7 protein-coding genes and 2 rRNA genes are annotated in these 17,675 nt (G+C 68.3%); 6 read left to right on the forward strand and 3 right to left on the reverse strand.

Going from position 1 to position 17,675, the window contains the following annotated elements; translation table 11 throughout:
• Positions 1–191 precede the first annotated feature (191 nt).
• Positions 192–3,500: a BTAD domain-containing putative transcriptional regulator gene (locus NNW99_RS20035; RefSeq protein ID WP_215120506.1), complete on the forward strand. Its 3,309-nt coding sequence runs from the start codon at positions 192–194 to the stop codon at positions 3,498–3,500.
• On the opposite strand, the gene NNW99_RS20040 is transcribed toward NNW99_RS20035, so the two are convergent.
• Both NNW99_RS20040 and NNW99_RS20045 read right to left on the reverse strand, forming a co-directional pair.
• Entirely contained in the window at positions 3,487–5,478 is a 1,992-nt protein-coding gene (locus NNW99_RS20040; RefSeq protein ID WP_215120507.1) for a sigma-70 family RNA polymerase sigma factor, read from the reverse strand. The genes NNW99_RS20035 and NNW99_RS20040 overlap by 14 nt on opposite strands.
• A 227-nt stretch (positions 5,479–5,705) precedes the next feature.
• The gene (locus tag NNW99_RS20045; protein ID WP_215120508.1) at positions 5,706–6,473 is read right to left on the reverse strand and encodes a TetR/AcrR family transcriptional regulator; all 768 of its coding nucleotides are present in this window, start codon (positions 6,471–6,473) and stop codon (positions 5,706–5,708) included.
• A gap of 376 nt (positions 6,474–6,849) precedes the next feature.
• Between NNW99_RS20045 and NNW99_RS20050 the strand changes: the two genes are divergently transcribed.
• On the forward strand, positions 6,850–8,229 hold the full coding sequence (locus tag NNW99_RS20050; protein WP_215120509.1) for an NAD(P)/FAD-dependent oxidoreductase: 1,380 nt from the start codon (positions 6,850–6,852) through the stop codon (positions 8,227–8,229).
• 173 nt (positions 8,230–8,402) lie between these two features.
• On the forward strand, positions 8,403–10,064 hold the full coding sequence (locus NNW99_RS20055; RefSeq protein ID WP_215120510.1) for a SpoIIE family protein phosphatase: 1,662 nt from the start codon (positions 8,403–8,405) through the stop codon (positions 10,062–10,064).
• Positions 10,065–10,074: 10 nt separating this feature from the next.
• Here the strand turns inward: NNW99_RS20055 and NNW99_RS20060 are convergent, their stop codons facing one another.
• A complete protein-coding gene (locus tag NNW99_RS20060; RefSeq protein WP_215124367.1) occupies positions 10,075–11,340 on the reverse strand; it encodes an MFS transporter in 1,266 nt (421 codons plus the stop codon).
• A gap of 122 nt (positions 11,341–11,462) precedes the next feature.
• Here NNW99_RS20060 and NNW99_RS20065 point away from each other — a divergent pair, with 122 nt between their 5' ends.
• The 3 genes from NNW99_RS20065 to NNW99_RS20075 all read left to right on the forward strand — a co-directional run bounded on the left by NNW99_RS20065 (position 11,463) and on the right by NNW99_RS20075 (position 17,619).
• Entirely contained in the window at positions 11,463–12,011 is a 549-nt protein-coding gene (locus NNW99_RS20065) for a MarR family winged helix-turn-helix transcriptional regulator (RefSeq protein WP_215120511.1), read from the forward strand.
• A gap of 661 nt (positions 12,012–12,672) precedes the next feature.
• A 16S ribosomal RNA gene (locus tag NNW99_RS20070) occupies positions 12,673–14,197 on the forward strand.
• 301 nt (positions 14,198–14,498) lie between these two features.
• A 23S ribosomal RNA gene (locus tag NNW99_RS20075) occupies positions 14,499–17,619 on the forward strand.
• Together the 16S and 23S rRNA genes form the textbook arrangement of a ribosomal RNA operon.
• Positions 17,620–17,675: the final 56 nt, after the last annotated feature.

Below are 17,675 nucleotides of genomic sequence, written 5' to 3' on the forward strand. Positions count from 1 at the left end.
TCCCGCTCTAGCTGCGGGCATGCGTGCCGCTAGGGGCGGCACGGGTGGGCGCAGCGGCACCTCGCCGCGCCGAGCTGCGCAACGCCCCGGCTTCAGCAGCAACGCCGAGCACCTCAAACGCACAGCAGCACCAACACCCCGCGTTCAAGAACCCCGCAGCCCTCACCCCCACCCCAGCGACAATGACCCCCGTGCGGTACAGAATCCTGGGCACCACCACGGCAGAGGACCCCCACGGCACAGCCATCCCCCTCGGCGGCCCCCGCGTCCGCGCCCTGCTCACCGCCCTGGCCCTACGCCCCTCCCACCCCACCCCTCCCCACACCCTGATCGACGAGGTGTGGCCGGACGCCCCACCCCAGGACGCCCCCGCCGCCCTCCAGGCCCTCATCGCCCGCCTCCGCCGCGCCCTCGGCAAGGACGCCGTCACGACCTCCCCGTCCGGCGGCTACCAACTCACGGCCACGCGTGAGGACATCGACCTCTTCGTCTTCGAACGGCTGGTCCAGCAGGGCACCGACGCCCTCGCCGCCGACGCCCCCGCCCGCGCGGAACAACACCTCGACGCCGCCCTGGCCCTCTGGCAGGGCCCCGCCCTCGCCGACCTGCCCGACCGCTCCGCCGTCACCCGCCCGGAGGCCACACGCCTGGAGGCGACCCGGGCCCGGGCCGAGGCCCGCCTACGGCTCGGCCGCGCCCTGGACGTCGTACCGGAACTGCGGGAACTGACCGCCGTACACCCGTACGACGAGCCCCTGCACGCGCTCCTCATCTGCGCCCTGCGCGACACCGGCCGGCAAGCCGACGCCCTCGCCGCCTACGAGTCGGCCCGCCAAGCCCTCGCCGAGGGACTCGGCACCGACCCGGGCCCGCAGTTGCGCGCCCTGCACGCCGAACTGCTGGGCATACGGCCCGCGCCGGACGGCAAGCCCTCGTCAACGCCCCCCGCTCGGCCCGAGCGCACCGGCAACATCCGTCCCCGTCTGACCTCTTTCGTGGGCCGGGAACCCGAGATCAGCGCCATCCGTTCGGATGTGCACAGGGCCCGCCTCGTCACCCTCACCGGACCGGGCGGCTCCGGCAAGACCCGGCTCGCCGAGGAGGCCGCCGCCGGGCTTCCGCAGGCCTGGCTGGCCGAGCTCGCCCCGCTCGACCGGCCGGAGGCGGTGCCCGGAGCGGTGGTCAGCGCGCTCGGTCTGCGCGAGACCGTGCTGCTGACCAGCGAGCTGACGGCCGTGCCGGACGACCCGGTCGCCCTGCTCGTGGAGTACTGCGCCCCGCGCAGCCCGATTCTGATCCTTGACAACTGCGAGCATGTCATCGGCGCCGCCGCCCACCTCGCCGAAACCCTGCTGACCCGCTGCCCCGGACTCACGATCCTCGCCACCAGCCGGGAACCCCTGGGTGTGCCGGGCGAGTTGGTGCGTCCGGTCGAGCCGCTGCGCCCGGACCAGGCCCGCCGGCTGTTCGCGGAGCGCGCCGCCGCCGTCCGTCCCGACTCGGACGCCGTGCTCAGCGACGAGCGGGCGGTGGCGGAGATCTGCCGACGGCTGGACGGCCTGCCGCTCGCCATCGAACTGGCGGCGGCCCGGCTCCGGCTGCTCACCCCCCGGCAGATCGCCGACCGGCTCGACGACCGCTTCCGCCTCCTCACCTCCGGGAGTCGTACGGTCCTGCCCCGCCAGCAGACCCTGCGTGCCGTCGTCGACTGGTCGTGGGACCTGCTCGACGAGGCCGAGCGGACGATGCTGTGCGAGGTGTCCGTGTTCGCGGGCGGCTGGGACCTCGCGGCGGCCGAGGCGGTGTGCACCGGGCCCGCCGCCGAGCTGCTCGGGGCGCTCGTCGACAAGTCCCTCGTCGTGGCCGCGCCCGGCGAGGGCGAAGGCTCGGCCGGGATGCGGTACCGCCTGCTGGAGACCATCCACGAGTACGCGGTGGAGCGGACCGCCGAGGTGCCGCCGCTGCGCGTCGCGGCCGAGCGCGGGCACCAGGCGTGGGTGCGCGCCCTCGTCGAGCGGGCCGACCCGCTGCTGCGCTCCGCCGGGCAACTGCCGTGGATCTCCCGCCTGGAGACCGAGCTGGACAACATCCGCGCGGCCCTCGACCGGTCCCTCAAGGCCGGGGAGGAGGCGGAGGCCGGTGCCCTCGCCCTGGCCATGGGCTGGTTCTGGTGGCTGCGCACCTACCGGCACGAGGGCATGCAGTGGCTCGACCGGACCCTGTGCCTGGGAGCGGCGAGGGATGCCGCGGGCCGTGGGCCCTCCTCCGGTGGCGAGCCGGGCGTGGCGCCCGACCCCGTCGACCACTTCCTCGCCCTGCCGGACGGGGAGGCGGCGCATCCGCTGCACGCCCTGCGGATGCAACTGCGCATGCTGCATCTGTTCTTCATGGCCGAGGACACGCCCATCGACGCGTTCGCGGGCGGGCGGCGCCCGTATGTGACGCGCGTGTGGTCCTACTTCGAGTGCGGCGGACCGCAGGCGGCCCGGGTCCCGGGGCTCGTCTGGCCGATGATCGCCTCCTTCGTCGGCGAGCTGAGCGACGTCCGGACCGCCATGGACTCCGCCGTCGCCAACTGCCGTGCCCACGGCGGCGACTGGGAGACCGCCGTCGCCCTGATGTTCCGTACGCACATGGTGGTCGACGCCCCCGGCGACCTGGAGGGCGTCGACGACGACCTCGCGGAACTGCGCACCCTCAGTCGCCGCGCCGGAGACCGTTGGCTGCGGGCCCAGGTCTGCAGCGCGGCCGGCGAGGCCGCCATGGCGCGCGGCCGTTTCGCGGAGGCCAAGGGGGAGTACGAGGAGGCTCTGCGGCTCGCCTACGAGGTGGGCGCGTACGCCGAGTCGCCGTTCCTCATCGCCCGGCTCGCCGAGATCTCCTACCGCGTGGGAGACCGCCCGGCCGCGCTGGCGGCACTGGACGAGGCGAGCGCCGCCGCCGACCGGTACGTCGTGTCCGACTCCAAGGCGTTCGTGCTGCTGCTGCGGGCCCAGCTCGCGTACGAGGACGGGCACATCGCAGGGGCGCGCGAGCTGTGCGAGTCGGCGCGCGCGGAGGCCGCGCGGGGCACACCGCCGCCCCAGTTCATGGTGATGCTGGATCTGATCGACGCCGTGATCACGGCGAGCGAGACCGCTCCGGAGCCCGCCCTGGCCAAACTGGCCGGAGCCCTGCGCGATGCCGTGGACCGGCGGTGCTCCGATGTGATCCGGGCGACGGTCGTGGACAGCGCGGCAGGACTGCTGGCCGACCTCGGCGACTTCCCGCGGGCGGCACGGCTGCTCGGCGCCGGTGACCACTGGCGGGCCGGCCGCCCCCGCCCCATGCCGGAACACGCCCACGTGGAACGGACCGCGTCCGCCGCCCGCGCCGCCCTGGGCAAGGCCCGGTGGGACGCGGAGCGCGCCCTGGGCGCGGGCCTCACCGCTGACGACGTCCTGCGCGAGCTGGCCGAGGCGAGCGGTTCGCAGCCGTCGAGCCACGCTAGGCGCAGGTGAACTTCGACTCCGCCCAGTCCGCCAGCGCCACGTTGTCGAGGGCGCCGCGCGGTTCCACGACCAGCCGTACGGTGCTGCGGCCGGCGAGATTCACATGGACGGGGACGGCCGGGTCCCCGCCCTGGACCAGTCCGGACCGCCACAGCCGGACCCCGTCGGCGTAGACGGAGAAGCGCACCTTGCCGAGCCTCAGCGTCAGGTCGTCCACCCCGACGAGCGCGTCGTACGAGGAGCAGGAGCGGTTGAGGTCGACGGTGACGGAGGAGCGGCCGTGCACGGTGACGCCGTGCGCGTACCGCTGGTCCCCGACCGACATGCCGTACCGCTTCCAGACCCAGCTGCTCGACCCGATCCGCATCTCGGGCTCGGTGCCGTCACCGCTGATGTCGTACGACAGTTCGTTCCACGGGTAGACGACCGGGGCGGGCGGCGCCTCGGTCGGGGGCGGTGTGGGCGTGGGTGCCGGGGGCGGGGTCGGCCTCGGGGACGCGGGCGGCGGGGTGGGCTCGGGCGCCGGTGCCGGTGTGGTGGCCGAGGACCGGGTGGGACGCGGGCCGGTCCCCGGGGTGGTCGGCGTCGGCGCGGGCGTCTCGGCGCGCGCGGGCACGATCCCCGGGGGCCGCGGCCCGGGCTCCCGGTCCGGGGGAGAGGGCGTGGGCGTGGGATCGCCGGGCCGCACCACCGGTGACGTCGGGGAAGCCGGGGCAGGGGGAGACGTCTTCGCCTCGTCCTTCGGCTTCTCGTTGCCGGCCAGGGCCATCACCACGGCGGCCACCACGCCCACGGCGACCACACCGGCCGCGATACCGGCCTTCACCGGCGCGCCGATCCCTTCGGAAGCCGCCGCACCTCCGCCGCTTCCCGCCCCACCGGACGAACCGGCACCAGCACCGGCACCGGCACCGGCACTAGCACCGGCTTCTGTTCCCGCTCCCGCACCCGCCGCCGCGCCGGACGAGCCCCCGCCCGCCGTCGCGGCCGCACCCGCGGCACCGGCCGCCCCCGCGCCTCCGGCGAGGAGCCCGGCCACCTTGGCGTACCCGGCGGCACCGAACCAGCCGAGGACGGCGACCGGGACGACCGCGGGGATGCCACCGGCCACTTCCGCGATCTGGCTCGCGGCCAGCCGGCACTTCGCGCACTCGTCCAGGTGCTTGCGCAGCCCTCGCTCGGCACGGGTGCGCAGCCGGCCGCGGGCGTAGGTGCCGAGCTGGTCGGCGTAGCGCGCGCACTCCTCGTCACCGGTGAGCGTGGCGCTGACGTGGGCCTGGAGGTAGGCCTGCTTGAGGCCCTCACGGGCCCGGCTGGCGAGTACCCGGGTGCCGTTGGCGTCCAGGCCGAAGAGCGTGGCGACCTCGCTGGGCGACTCGTCCTCGACCTCGGTGTGCCACAGCACGGCCTGCCACCGCTCGGGCAGCGACCGGAAGGCCTGCATGGCCATGGACCGCTCGGCCTGGTGCATTGCCCGGACGTCCGCGCCCAGTTCGGTCGTGTCGCCGTCGGACACGTCGGGCTTGTGCGCGGACTGGGCGGCGAAGACCGCGAAGTCGTCGACGAGCTGTTCCCGCCGCGCCGACCTCGTCCAGGAGGCGGCCACGCGCCGGATGGAGGTGAGCAGATACGCGCGCACGGCGTGCTGGGGGCCGGAGCCGCCGCGCACCGCCTGGAGCATGCGGGCGAAGACCTCGGCGGTCAGGTCGTCCGCCGTGTGCGCGTCGCGGCAGCAGGTCAGCGCGTACCGGCGCACGGCCTGCGCATGGCGCCGGTACAGCTCCTCGTACGCCGTGTCGTCGCCCGCACGCATCCGGTCGATGAGCTCGGCGTCGGCCGGCGGGACCTCGCGGGGCGGTGGCAGGACGCTGTCCTCGTGCCGGTCGCGCTGTGCCGGGACCGTGCCGTCGGCGGGGTGCCCGCCCGGCGGGACGCTCGCGCGTCCGCCCTGGCTCGGTACCTGCTCGTCCCGCCCGTCAACGTTCATCGCGGAAAGCCCCCGCCAGCCGCCCAACCCGTCCAGACCACCGGGTCAGAGTGCCACAGGGGCTCCAGGCCTGGACCCCGGAGTTCGGACCATCACTCATCCGTGGGGATTTATCGCACGTCGGTACTAGCCATCACCCATTCGGGGAAGGCTCCCCTTTTACTCCGGGTCCCTCAGGCCCCTCCACGCACGGCCGCGCACGGTTCCTCGCGGCCGCGCATGGTCACTCACGGCCGCGAGCGCAGCCCCTCCAGCAGGATGTCCAGCAGCCGGGCCGAGGCGGCCGCCTGCTGTGCCGCGTCCGGCAGCGAGGGCGCGGCCGTAGCGATCACCAGCAGCACGTCCGACACCGACACATCCGGCCGCAGCTCACCCGCCGCACGCGCCCGCTCCACGAGCTGGCCCACGACCTCGAGCAGCGCCGCCGCCCCGGCGTCGTCCTCCGCGGCGACCGCCGGTACCGCGGCGACCGCCACCGGCTCCTCCGGAACCAGCCTCAGCTCCGTCGTGCCCGGCTGCGTCCGCTGCTGCGGCACCCGCGCCTGACCGGCACGGTCCTCCTCGACCGAGACCCGCAGCACCTGCGGCGGCAGCAGCCGCCCGGCACCGGAGGCCACCGACGTCCGCAGGAAGCGCGACAGAGCCGACCACGGCTCGTCCTCCTGCCCGAGCGCCGCACGCGCCTGGTCGGTCAGCCGGGAGGTCTCCTCCTCGGCTATCCGCCGCACCAGGACGTCCTTGCTCGGGAACCGCCGGTACACCGTGCCCACACCGACGCGCGCGCGCCGCGCCACGTCCTCCATCGGCGCGCCGTACCCCAGCTCGCCGAAGACCTCGCGCGCGGCACGCAGCACGTGCTCCAGATTGCGCTGTGCGTCCACGCGCAGCGGTGTCGTGCGCGGACCGTCACCGCGTCCGCCGCCCACCGCCGCGCTCAACGTCGCGCCACCCGCCAGTGCGGATGCGGACGACCAATGAGAATCCTGAACATGCATACGCATTCCCCCGGTAATGACGTCTCCCCCCGGAGACACTCCCCGCCATTCGATGCCGGGGCGAGGGAACAGGCCCTGGTCCGCGGACCCGCCCGTCGCGGACCCGGTGAGCACATCCCCCTACACCCCGTCGACACACGAACATAGTTGAGAGGGAGTCAATTCAGAAGGGGCAGGTTCCGCACGGAGCGCCCACCGATCGGAGTACGGGTCGTATACGTCCTGAATGTGCCCCCGCGCGCCCCCCGTGCCACCCCCACTGACCTGCACGTATCCAGTACAGCCCGATAATCCGGCCAACTCCGCGCGCTCTCCCGCTCCGGTCACACAATTGGTCGAGGCTGTGGACAAACGCAAGCGGCGGGTGCGTCATGGGATGGTGAAGGAACGTGCGCGCATTCTCGTTGTCGGTGGTGGCTACGTCGGGATGTACACGGCCCTGCGCCTGCAGCGCAGACTGAAACGGGAACTGGACCGGGGCGAGGTCGAGATCACGGTCGTCACCCCCGACCCGTACATGACGTACCAGCCCTTCCTCCCCGAGGCCGCAGCCGGCGCCATCTCGCCCCGCCACGTCGTCGTACCGCTGCGCCGCGTCCTCGACCGGTGCCGCGTCGTCATCGGCGAGGCGACCGCCGTCGATCACGCGAAACGCACCGCCACCATCAGCACCCTCGCCACCGAGGAGGAGGGCACGGGCGGACAGCGGCTGGCCTACGACGAACTCGTCCTCGCCCCCGGCTCCGTCTCGCGCACCCTGCCGGTCCCCGGCCTCGCCGACCACGGCATCGGCTTCAAGACCGTCGAGGAGGCCATCGGCCTGCGCAACCACGTCATCGAACAGATGGACATCGCCTCCTCCACCCGCGACCCCGCGATCCGCGACGCGGCCCTCACCTTCGTCTTCGTCGGCGGCGGCTTCGCCGGTGTGGAGGCACTCGGCGAACTGCAGGACATGGCCCGCTACGCCGCGCGTTACTACCACAACATCCGGCCCGAGGACATGAAGTGGATCCTCGTCGAGGCCTCGGACCGCATCCTGCCCGAGGTCGGCGAGGAGATGGGCCGCTACACCGTCACCGAGCTGCGCCGCCGCAACATCGACGTACGCCTGCGGACCCGCCTGGACTCCTGCGCGGACCGGGTGGCGGCCCTCAGCGACGGCGCCCGCTTCCCCACCCGCACGGTCGTCTGGACGGCCGGCGTGAAACCCCACCCGGTCCTCGCCGCCACCGACCTGCCCCGCAACGACCGCGGACGGCTCATCTGCACCCCTGAGCTGACGATCGAGGGCACCACGCACGCGTGGGCGGCCGGAGACGCCGCGGCCGTCCCCGACGTCACAGCCGGCGCACCCGGCATCACCTGCGCCCCCAACGCCCAGCACGCCGTCCGCCAGGCCCGGGTCCTCGGCGACAACATCGTGCGCTCCCTGCGCGGCGAACCCCTCACCACCTACACCCACAAGTACGTCGGCTCGGTCGCCTCCCTGGGCCTGCACCAGGGCGTCGCCCACGTCTACGGACGCAAGCTCAAGGGCTACCCCGCCTGGTTCATGCACCGCGCCTACCACCTCAGCCGCGTCCCCACCTTCAACCGCAAGGCGCGCGTGCTGGCCGAGTGGATGCTGTCCGGCCTGTTCAAACGGGAGATCGTCTCGCTGGGTTCACTCGAACACCCCCGGGCGGAGTTCGAACTCGCGGCCGGTGGAAAGCCTTCTCAAGACCCCCCGCACAACCCGAAGGGGTCGTCCTGACCGGACTCAGGAACTCCTCCGGCCGGCCCGGCGTCTGACGGATGCCGGTCCGGTCCGCACACTGCCAGACTGGTCCACCACCGCGGGCGCGCCACCGCTCGCCCCGGTGCGGGCCCCCGGGGCCCCGGCCGGTTCCGGTGCCGGCCGCCGACGACTACACGAGGCAAGGATTCGTGAACTTCACGCGCTGGAGCGCCCGGCTCCCCGGAACGCAGCGCCGCGCCGCAGCGCGGACCGAGCAGACGGCCTCCCCGGACCGGCGGGGGGACGGCTCCGTACCCGCCGCCCGCGCCGAACACCTGACCGACGAGACCCCGTCCGTCCCCGCCGTCGACGAACTGCGGGTGCGCGAGGTCCTCGACCGCGTCCCGTCCCTCGTCGCCCTCGTCCACGGCCCCGACCACCGCATCGCCTACGTCAACGACGCCTACACGACGGCGTTCGGCGTACGTCCCCTGGGCGAACGCGCCCGCGAGGTCCTCCCGGAGCTGGACGCCCTCGGCCTGTTCCCCCTCCTGGACCAGGTGCAGCGCAGCGGCAAGCCCCGCACGGTGAAGTCCCGCAAGGCCCCCGACGGCCGCTCCTACACCTTCACCTGCACCCCGGTCGCCCAGGGCGACGGCGGCAGCGAAGGCCGCGGCGTCCTGGTCTTCGCCACCGACGTCACCGACCACGCCGAAGCCGCCGAACGCCTGCGCGCCAGCGAACGTCGCCAGCGCGAAACAGCGGTGACCCTCCAGAGATCCCTGCTCCCCCAGGAACTAGAAGAACCCGACGACCTGCGCATCGCCGCCACCTACCACCCCGGCGGCACCGAGGCCGCGGTTGGCGGCGACTGGTACGACGTCATCACCCTGGGCGGCGGCCGCACGGCCCTCGTCATCGGCGACGTCATGGGCCGCGGCGTCCGCGCGGCCGCGGTCATGGGCCAGCTCCGCACCGCGGTCCGCGCCTACGCCCGCCTCGACCTGCCCCCGCACGAGGTCCTTCAACTCCTCGACGGCCTGGCGGCCGAGATCGACGCCAACCAGATCGCCACCTGCGCGTACGCGGTCCACGACCCGAACGAGGGCAAGCTGGTCTACGCCTCGGCCGGCCACCTCCCCATCCTGGTCCGCGACGAGACCGGCACGGTCCTGCGCGCCGAGGAACCCACCGGCCCCCCGCTCGGCACCGGCGGCTGGATGCACTCCTCCGGCTCGATCCCCCTCAGCCCCGGCTCCACGGCCGTCCTCTACACGGACGGCCTGGTCGAGCGCCGGGACGCAGACCTCGACGAAGGCATCGCCGCCCTGGAACGCGCCCTGGCCGGCGCCACCGGCACACCCCAGGTCGTCTGCGACCGCCTGGTCCGCTCGGCCGGCGTCACACCCGACCACGACGACGACGTGGCCGTCCTGGTCCTCCAGCACCCCGCCCGCACAGGCGCGGAGGGCGAGCTCTTCCGCAACGCCGCCCTGGAACTCCTCGGCGGAGTGGAAGCGGCCCCCCGCGCGCGTGCCTTCGCCTCCGGCGTCCTGACCAGCTGGCGCTTCCCCGCCGACCTGCACGACCTGGGCGTCCTGGCCACCAGCGAACTGGTCGCCAACTCCCTCCAGCACGGCACCCCGCCGATGCGCCTGCGCCTGCGCCGCACCGACCGCCGCCTGATCATCGAGGTCACCGACGGCGACGACCACCTCCCCCGGCGCCGCCGCGCCGAAGCGGGCGACGAGTCGGGCCGAGGCATCGCCATCGTCGCCACGATCGCCTCTAACTGGGGTAGCAGACGCACCCCGGGCGGCGGCAAGGCGGTGTGGTGCGAATTCGCCCTGCCGCGCACCGGCCCGTCATGACCGGGCGGGATCAGACGTCAGCGGAAACGGGCGCCCCACCCCGCGCCACGACCCTGCTCTTCGCGAGCCACGGCTGATCCTGCGCCTCGGTCAGCTGCCGCCCCAGCCGCATGGCCAGGACGGTGATCCCGAGGGAGAACACCAGGAACGCCACGATGTACGGCGCGTGCAGCGAGGCCCCCAGCGGCCCGCCCACCGCCGGCCCGACGGCCAGCGCGAGCTGCTTGACCAGGGCGAACGCCGAGTTGTACTGCCCGGCCATGCCCTCCGGCGCGAGATCCGCGACCAGCGGGGCCACGGTCGGCGACAGCATCGCCTCGCCCAGCCCGAACAGCGCGTACGTCGAGACGAACGCGGCCGTCGCCATCTCCTGGCTCCCGTGCCCGAGCCCCGCGTACCCCGCGACGGCCCACGCCACGGCCCAGATCAGCCCCACGGCCGCGATCACCCGCGACCGCCGACGCCGCTCCACGAACCGCAGCACCGCGAACTGCGCGATGACGATCACCAGCGTGTTCGCCGCCAGCGCCGTCCCCAGCGCCGACGTCGATATCCCGGCGGCCTCCACCCCGTACGCGCTCAGCCCCGACTCGAACTGCCCGTAGCAGGCGAAGAACAGCACGAAGCCCAGCACACACAGCTGCACCATGGCCCGATTGCCCAGCAGCTGCTTCCAGCTGCCCCGCCCCGATGCCACGGGCGCGTCCTCGATCTTCGGAGCGTGCGGCATCCGCACGGTCGCCATCACCACGACCAGCAGCAGGAACATCGCCGCCTCGATCGCGAAGAGAAGGGTGAAGGAGGCGGCACTGGTCGTGTCGACCAGATGACCACCGATGAGGCCACCGACACCGAGCCCGAGGTTCTGCAGGAAGAACTGCATGGCGAACGCCCGCGACCGCGTCTCCGCCGACGAGCAGTCCACGATCATCGTGGCCAGCGCCGGCTGCATCACGGCCTGCCCGGCCCCCAGCAGGGCAGCCGACACCAGCACGGCCGCCGCGCTGCTCGCGATCCCCAGACTCAGGGCACCTATGGCGGCGGTGATCAGGGCGGCGAGCAGCACCGGCAGCGGGCCACGCCGGACGATGGCCCGACCGGCGAACGGCAGCACGACCAGCGCGGCCACAGCGAAGACGGCGAGCACGAGCCCCGCCGTCATGGCCCCAAGACCTCGCACCTGCGCCACGTAGACGTACAGGTACGGGACCGTGAAGCCCAGCCCGAACGCGCTGAGTGCGTTACCCACGTGAATCCGGCGCATCGCTGCGCCCATCGCCCTGGTCACGTTCACCTCTTCCACAAGTTAGGAGTGAAGACTTCGAAACTAAAGTTCGAAGCTAAAGAGTACATACCCAAGGACTTCAAGGCAAAGAACGTCCGTGCCATACTGCCGCCATGGGCGACACCCCCGGCCCCAGCGAGCCGACCCTCGAAGAACAGATCGCCGCGTACCAGCGCGAGTTCCAGGACCTCGACCCCCAGGTGGAGCAGATCGTCTCGGCCCTCTCCCGTCTCAACCGCCGCATGAACGTCGCCTACGGCCGTCAGACCTCGGCCCTCGGCATCAGCAACGCGGAGTGGGAGGTCCTCAAGGCCCTCGTGCTCTCCGGCGCTCCCTACCGTCTGGGCCCCAGCGACCTCGCCAAGCGCCTCGGCCTCACCCCGGCCGCCATGACCCACCGCATCGACCGCATGGTCGGCGAAGGGCTGGTTACCCGGGAGCGAGACGAGAGCAACCGCGTACGAGTCATCGTGGAGCTGACATCCGAGGGGCGTGAGAAGTGGCTGGAGGCAATGCGCCTGGCGACGGTCTTCGAGGAGGACCTGCTCCAGGACCTGACCCCCGTGGAGCGCACCGCGCTCGGCGGTGCCCTCACCCGCCTGCTGCGCAGGGTGGAGGACGCCCAGCCGGACGCCGGCGGCCGCCTCTCAGACCTGGACTGACGGCCCGATAAAAGATCTTGACAAGGGCCGCTTGACACCCCCCTGCCCGATCCGTAAAGTTCTTCGGGTTGCCGCGGAGCCGTAACGGTTCTGCGACAGCACTTTCGCCGCTCAAGCGGCACCCAACCACTAGCAAGATCGCTCCCAGCGGAGTTGTTTTCGGCGTGCCCGAATTCAATTCGAATTGGGACTCGACGGCCTGATCGACTCGACACCGGCTCGATTTGGGAAACGGCGAGAGACCGCGCTAAGGTTGGACACGTCGGAACGGCCCAACAGCCGCAAAGACAACCCCCTCTGACTGGGAGTCAGGCCCGAAAGGATCTGATAGAGTCGGAACCGCCGGAAAGGGAAACGCGGAAGCGGGAACCTGGAAAGCACCGAGGAAATCGGATCGGAAAGATCTGATAGAGTCGGAAACGCAAGACCGAAGGGAAGCGCCCGGAGGAAAGCCCGAGAGGGTGAGTACAAAGGAAGCGACCGTTCCTTGAGAACTCAACAGCGTGCCAAAAGTCAACGCCAGATATGTTGATACCCCGTCTCCAGCATTCGCTGGGACGAGGTTCCTTTGAAAAAACACAGCGAGGACGCTGTGAACGGTCGGGCCTATTCCGCCTGACTGTTCCGCTCTCGTGGTGTAGCACCGGATTACCGGTACACATTCACGGAGAGTTTGATCCTGGCTCAGGACGAACGCTGGCGGCGTGCTTAACACATGCAAGTCGAACGATGAAGCTCTTCGGGGTGGATTAGTGGCGAACGGGTGAGTAACACGTGGGCAATCTGCCCTTCACTCTGGGACAAGCCCTGGAAACGGGGTCTAATACCGGATAACACCTCCACTCTCCTGAGTGGAGGTTAAAAGCTCCGGCGGTGAAGGATGAGCCCGCGGCCTATCAGCTTGTTGGTGAGGTAATGGCTCACCAAGGCGACGACGGGTAGCCGGCCTGAGAGGGCGACCGGCCACACTGGGACTGAGACACGGCCCAGACTCCTACGGGAGGCAGCAGTGGGGAATATTGCACAATGGGCGAAAGCCTGATGCAGCGACGCCGCGTGAGGGATGACGGCCTTCGGGTTGTAAACCTCTTTCAGCAGGGAAGAAGCGAAAGTGACGGTACCTGCAGAAGAAGCGCCGGCTAACTACGTGCCAGCAGCCGCGGTAATACGTAGGGCGCGAGCGTTGTCCGGAATTATTGGGCGTAAAGAGCTCGTAGGCGGCTTGTCACGTCGGTTGTGAAAGCCCGGGGCTTAACCCCGGGTCTGCAGTCGATACGGGCAGGCTAGAGTTCGGTAGGGGAGATCGGAATTCCTGGTGTAGCGGTGAAATGCGCAGATATCAGGAGGAACACCGGTGGCGAAGGCGGATCTCTGGGCCGATACTGACGCTGAGGAGCGAAAGCGTGGGGAGCGAACAGGATTAGATACCCTGGTAGTCCACGCCGTAAACGGTGGGCACTAGGTGTGGGCAACATTCCACGTTGTCCGTGCCGCAGCTAACGCATTAAGTGCCCCGCCTGGGGAGTACGGCCGCAAGGCTAAAACTCAAAGGAATTGACGGGGGCCCGCACAAGCGGCGGAGCATGTGGCTTAATTCGACGCAACGCGAAGAACCTTACCAAGGCTTGACATACACCGGAAACGTCTGGAGACAGGCGCCCCCTTGTGGTCGGTGTACAGGTGGTGCATGGCTGTCGTCAGCTCGTGTCGTGAGATGTTGGGTTAAGTCCCGCAACGAGCGCAACCCTTGTCCCGTGTTGCCAGCAGGCCCTTGTGGTGCTGGGGACTCACGGGAGACCGCCGGGGTCAACTCGGAGGAAGGTGGGGACGACGTCAAGTCATCATGCCCCTTATGTCTTGGGCTGCACACGTGCTACAATGGCCGGTACAATGAGCTGCGATACCGCGAGGTGGAGCGAATCTCAAAAAGCCGGTCTCAGTTCGGATTGGGGTCTGCAACTCGACCCCATGAAGTCGGAGTCGCTAGTAATCGCAGATCAGCATTGCTGCGGTGAATACGTTCCCGGGCCTTGTACACACCGCCCGTCACGTCACGAAAGTCGGTAACACCCGAAGCCGGTGGCCCAACCCCTTGTGGGAGGGAGCTGTCGAAGGTGGGACTGGCGATTGGGACGAAGTCGTAACAAGGTAGCCGTACCGGAAGGTGCGGCTGGATCACCTCCTTTCTAAGGAGCACTTCTAAGCCAGGCTTGCCTGGTTCAGAGGCCAGTACATCAGCGAACGTCTGATGCTGGTTGCTCATGGGTGGAACGTTGACTATTCGGCACACTCGATCGTCTTCTCCTTCTAGTACTGCTCTTCGGAGCGTGGAACGTTGAGGGGAGCGGGGAGTGTGTCGGGCACGCTGTTGGGTGTCTGAGGGAATGAACTTCCTCAGTCGCCGGCCCCGGTGAAGCATCGCGTAAGTGGTGTGTGACGGGTGGCTGGTCGTTGTTTGAGAACTGCACAGTGGACGCGAGCATCTGTGGCCAAGTTTTTAAGGGCGCACGGTGGATGCCTTGGCACCAGGAACCGATGAAGGACGTGGGAGGCCACGATAGTCCCCGGGGAGTCGTCAACCAGGCTTTGATCCGGGGGTTTCCGAATGGGGAAACCCGGCAGTCGTCATGGGCTGTCACCCGCTGCTGAACACATAGGCAGTGTGGAGGGAACGCGGGGAAGTGAAACATCTCAGTACCCGCAGGAAGAGAAAACAACCGTGATTCCGGGAGTAGTGGCGAGCGAAACCGGATGAGGCCAAACCGTATGCGTGTGAGACCCGGCAGGGGTTGCGTATACGGGGTTGTGGGATCTCTCTTTCACAGTCTGCCGGCTGTGAGACGAGTCAGAAACCGTTGATGTAGGCGAAGGACATGCGAAAGGTCCGGCGTAGAGGGTAAGACCCCCGTAGTCGAAACGTCAGCGGCTCGTTTGAGAGACACCCAAGTAGCACGGGGCCCGAGAAATCCCGTGTGAATCTGGCGGGACCACCCGCTAAGCCTAAATATTCCCTGGTGACCGATAGCGGATAGTACCGTGAGGGAATGGTGAAAAGTACCGCGGGAGCGGAGTGAAATAGTACCTGAAACCGTGTGCCTACAAGCCGTGGGAGCGTCGGGCAAGCACTTGTGCTTGCCTCGTGACTGCGTGCCTTTTGAAGAATGAGCCTGCGAGTTTGCGGTGTGTTGCGAGGTTAACCCGGGTGGGGAAGCCGTAGCGAAAGCGAGTCCGAACAGGGCGATTTTAGTAGCACGCTCAAGACCCGAAGCGGAGTGATCTAGCCATGGGCAGGTTGAAGCGGAGGTAAGACTTCGTGGAGGACCGAACCCACCAGGGTTGAAAACCTGGGGGATGACCTGTGGTTAGGGGTGAAAGGCCAATCAAACTCCGTGATAGCTGGTTCTCCCCGAAATGCATTTAGGTGCAGCGTCGTGTGTTTCTTGCCGGAGGTAGAGCACTGGATAGGCGATGGGCCCTACCGGGTTACTGACCTTAGCCAAACTCCGAATGCCGGTAAGTGAGAGCGCGGCAGTGAGACTGTGGGGGATAAGCTCCATGGTCGAGAGGGAAACAGCCCAGAGCATCGACTAAGGCCCCTAAGCGTACGCTAAGTGGGAAAGGATGTGGAGTCGCAGAGACAACCAGGAGGTTGGCTTAGAAGCAGCCACCCTTGAAAGAGTGCGTAATAGCTCACTGGTCTAGTGATTCCGCGCCGACAATGTAGCGGGGCTCAAGCGTACCGCCGAAGTCGTGTCATTGCAGCAACAGGGCCAACGCCCGCTGTGATGGGTAGGGGAGCGTCGTCTGCCGGGTGAAGCAGCCGCGTAAGCGAGTTGTGGACGGTTGACGAGTGAGAATGCAGGCATGAGTAGCGATTCACACGTGAGAAACGTGTGCGCCGATTGACTAAGGGTTCCTGGGTCAAGCTGATCTGCCCAGGGTAAGTCGGGACCTAAGGCGAGGCCGACAGGCGTAGTCGATGGATAACCGGTTGATATTCCGGTACCCGCTGTGAAGCGTCAAACATCGAATCCAGTGATGCTAAGCCCGTGAAGCCGTTCCGGACCCTTCGGGGAAAGGAAAGTGGTGGAGCCGGTGACCCAAGTTGGTAGTAGGTGAGTGATGGGGTGACGCAGGAAGGTAGTCCATCCCGGGCGGTGGTTGTCCCGGGGTAAGGGTGTAGGCCGTGCGATAGGTAAATCCGTCGCACACGTGGCTGAGACCTGATGCCGAGCCGATTGTGGTGAAGTGGATGATCCTATGCTGTCGAGAAAAGCCTCTAGCGAGTTTCATGGCGGCCCGTACCCTAAACCGACTCAGGTGGTCAGGTAGAGAATACCGAGGCGTTCGGGTGAACTATGGTTAAGGAACTCGGCAAAATGCCCCCGTAACTTCGGGAGAAGGGGGGCCACATCCGGTGATGAGCTTTGCGCTCTGAGCTGGGGGTGGCCGCAGAGACCAGCGAGAAGCGACTGTTTACTAAAAACACAGGTCCGTGCGAAGCCGTAAGGCGATGTATACGGACTGACGCCTGCCCGGTGCTGGAACGTTAAGGGGACCGGTTAGTCACTCTTCGGGGTGGCGAAGCTGAGAACTTAAGCGCCAGTAAACGGCGGTGGTAACTATAACCATCCTAAGGTAGCGAAATTCCTTGTCGGGTAAGTTCCGACCTGCACGAATGGCGTAACGACTTCTCGACTGTCTCAACCATAGGCCCGGTGAAATTGCACTACGAGTAAAGATGCTCGTTTCGCGCAGCAGGACGGAAAGACCCCGGGACCTTTACTACAGTTTGATATTGGTGTTCGGTTCGGCTTGTGTAGGATAGCTGGGAGACTTTGAAACTCGCACGCCAGTGTGGGTGGAGTCGTCGTTGAAATACCAGTCTGGTCGTGCTGGATGTCTAACCTGGGTCCGTGATCCGGATCAGGGACAGTGTCTGATGGGTAGTTTAACTGGGGCGGTTGCCTCCTAAAGAGTAACGGAGGCGCCCAAAGGTTCCCTCAGCCTGGTTGGCAATCAGGTGTTGAGTGTAAGTGCACAAGGGAGCTTGACTGTGAGACCGACGGGTCGAGCAGGGACGAAAGTCGGGACTAGTGATCCGGCGGTGGCTTGTGGAAGCGCCGTCGCTCAACGGATAAAAGGTACCCCGGGGATAACAGGCTGATCTTCCCCAAGAGTCCATATCGACGGGATGGTTTGGCACCTCGATGTCGGCTCGTCGCATCCTGGGGCTGGAGTCGGTCCCAAGGGTTGGGCTGTTCGCCCATTAAAGCGGTACGCGAGCTGGGTTTAGAACGTCGTGAGACAGTTCGGTCCCTATCCGCTGTGCGCGTAGGAATATTGAGAAGGGCTGTCCCTAGTACGAGAGGACCGGGACGGACGAACCTCTGGTGTGCCAGTTGTTCTGCCAAGGGCATGGCTGGTTGGCTACGTTCGGGAGGGATAACCGCTGAAAGCATCTAAGCGGGAAGCCTGCTTCGAGATGAGTATTCCCACCTCCTTGAGAGGGTAAGGCTCCCAGTAGACGACTGGGTTGATAGGCCGGATATGGAAGCACGGTAACGTGTGGAGTTGACCGGTACTAATAGGCCGAGGGCTTGTCCTCAGTTGCTCGCGTCCACTGTGTTGGTTCTGAAACCACGAACAGCCCCATACCCAGGT

Origin of the sequence: Streptomyces sp. CRCS-T-1 (assembly GCF_024442335.1) — a bacterium.
GTDB lineage: Bacteria > Actinomycetota > Actinomycetes > Streptomycetales > Streptomycetaceae > Streptomyces > Streptomyces koelreuteriae.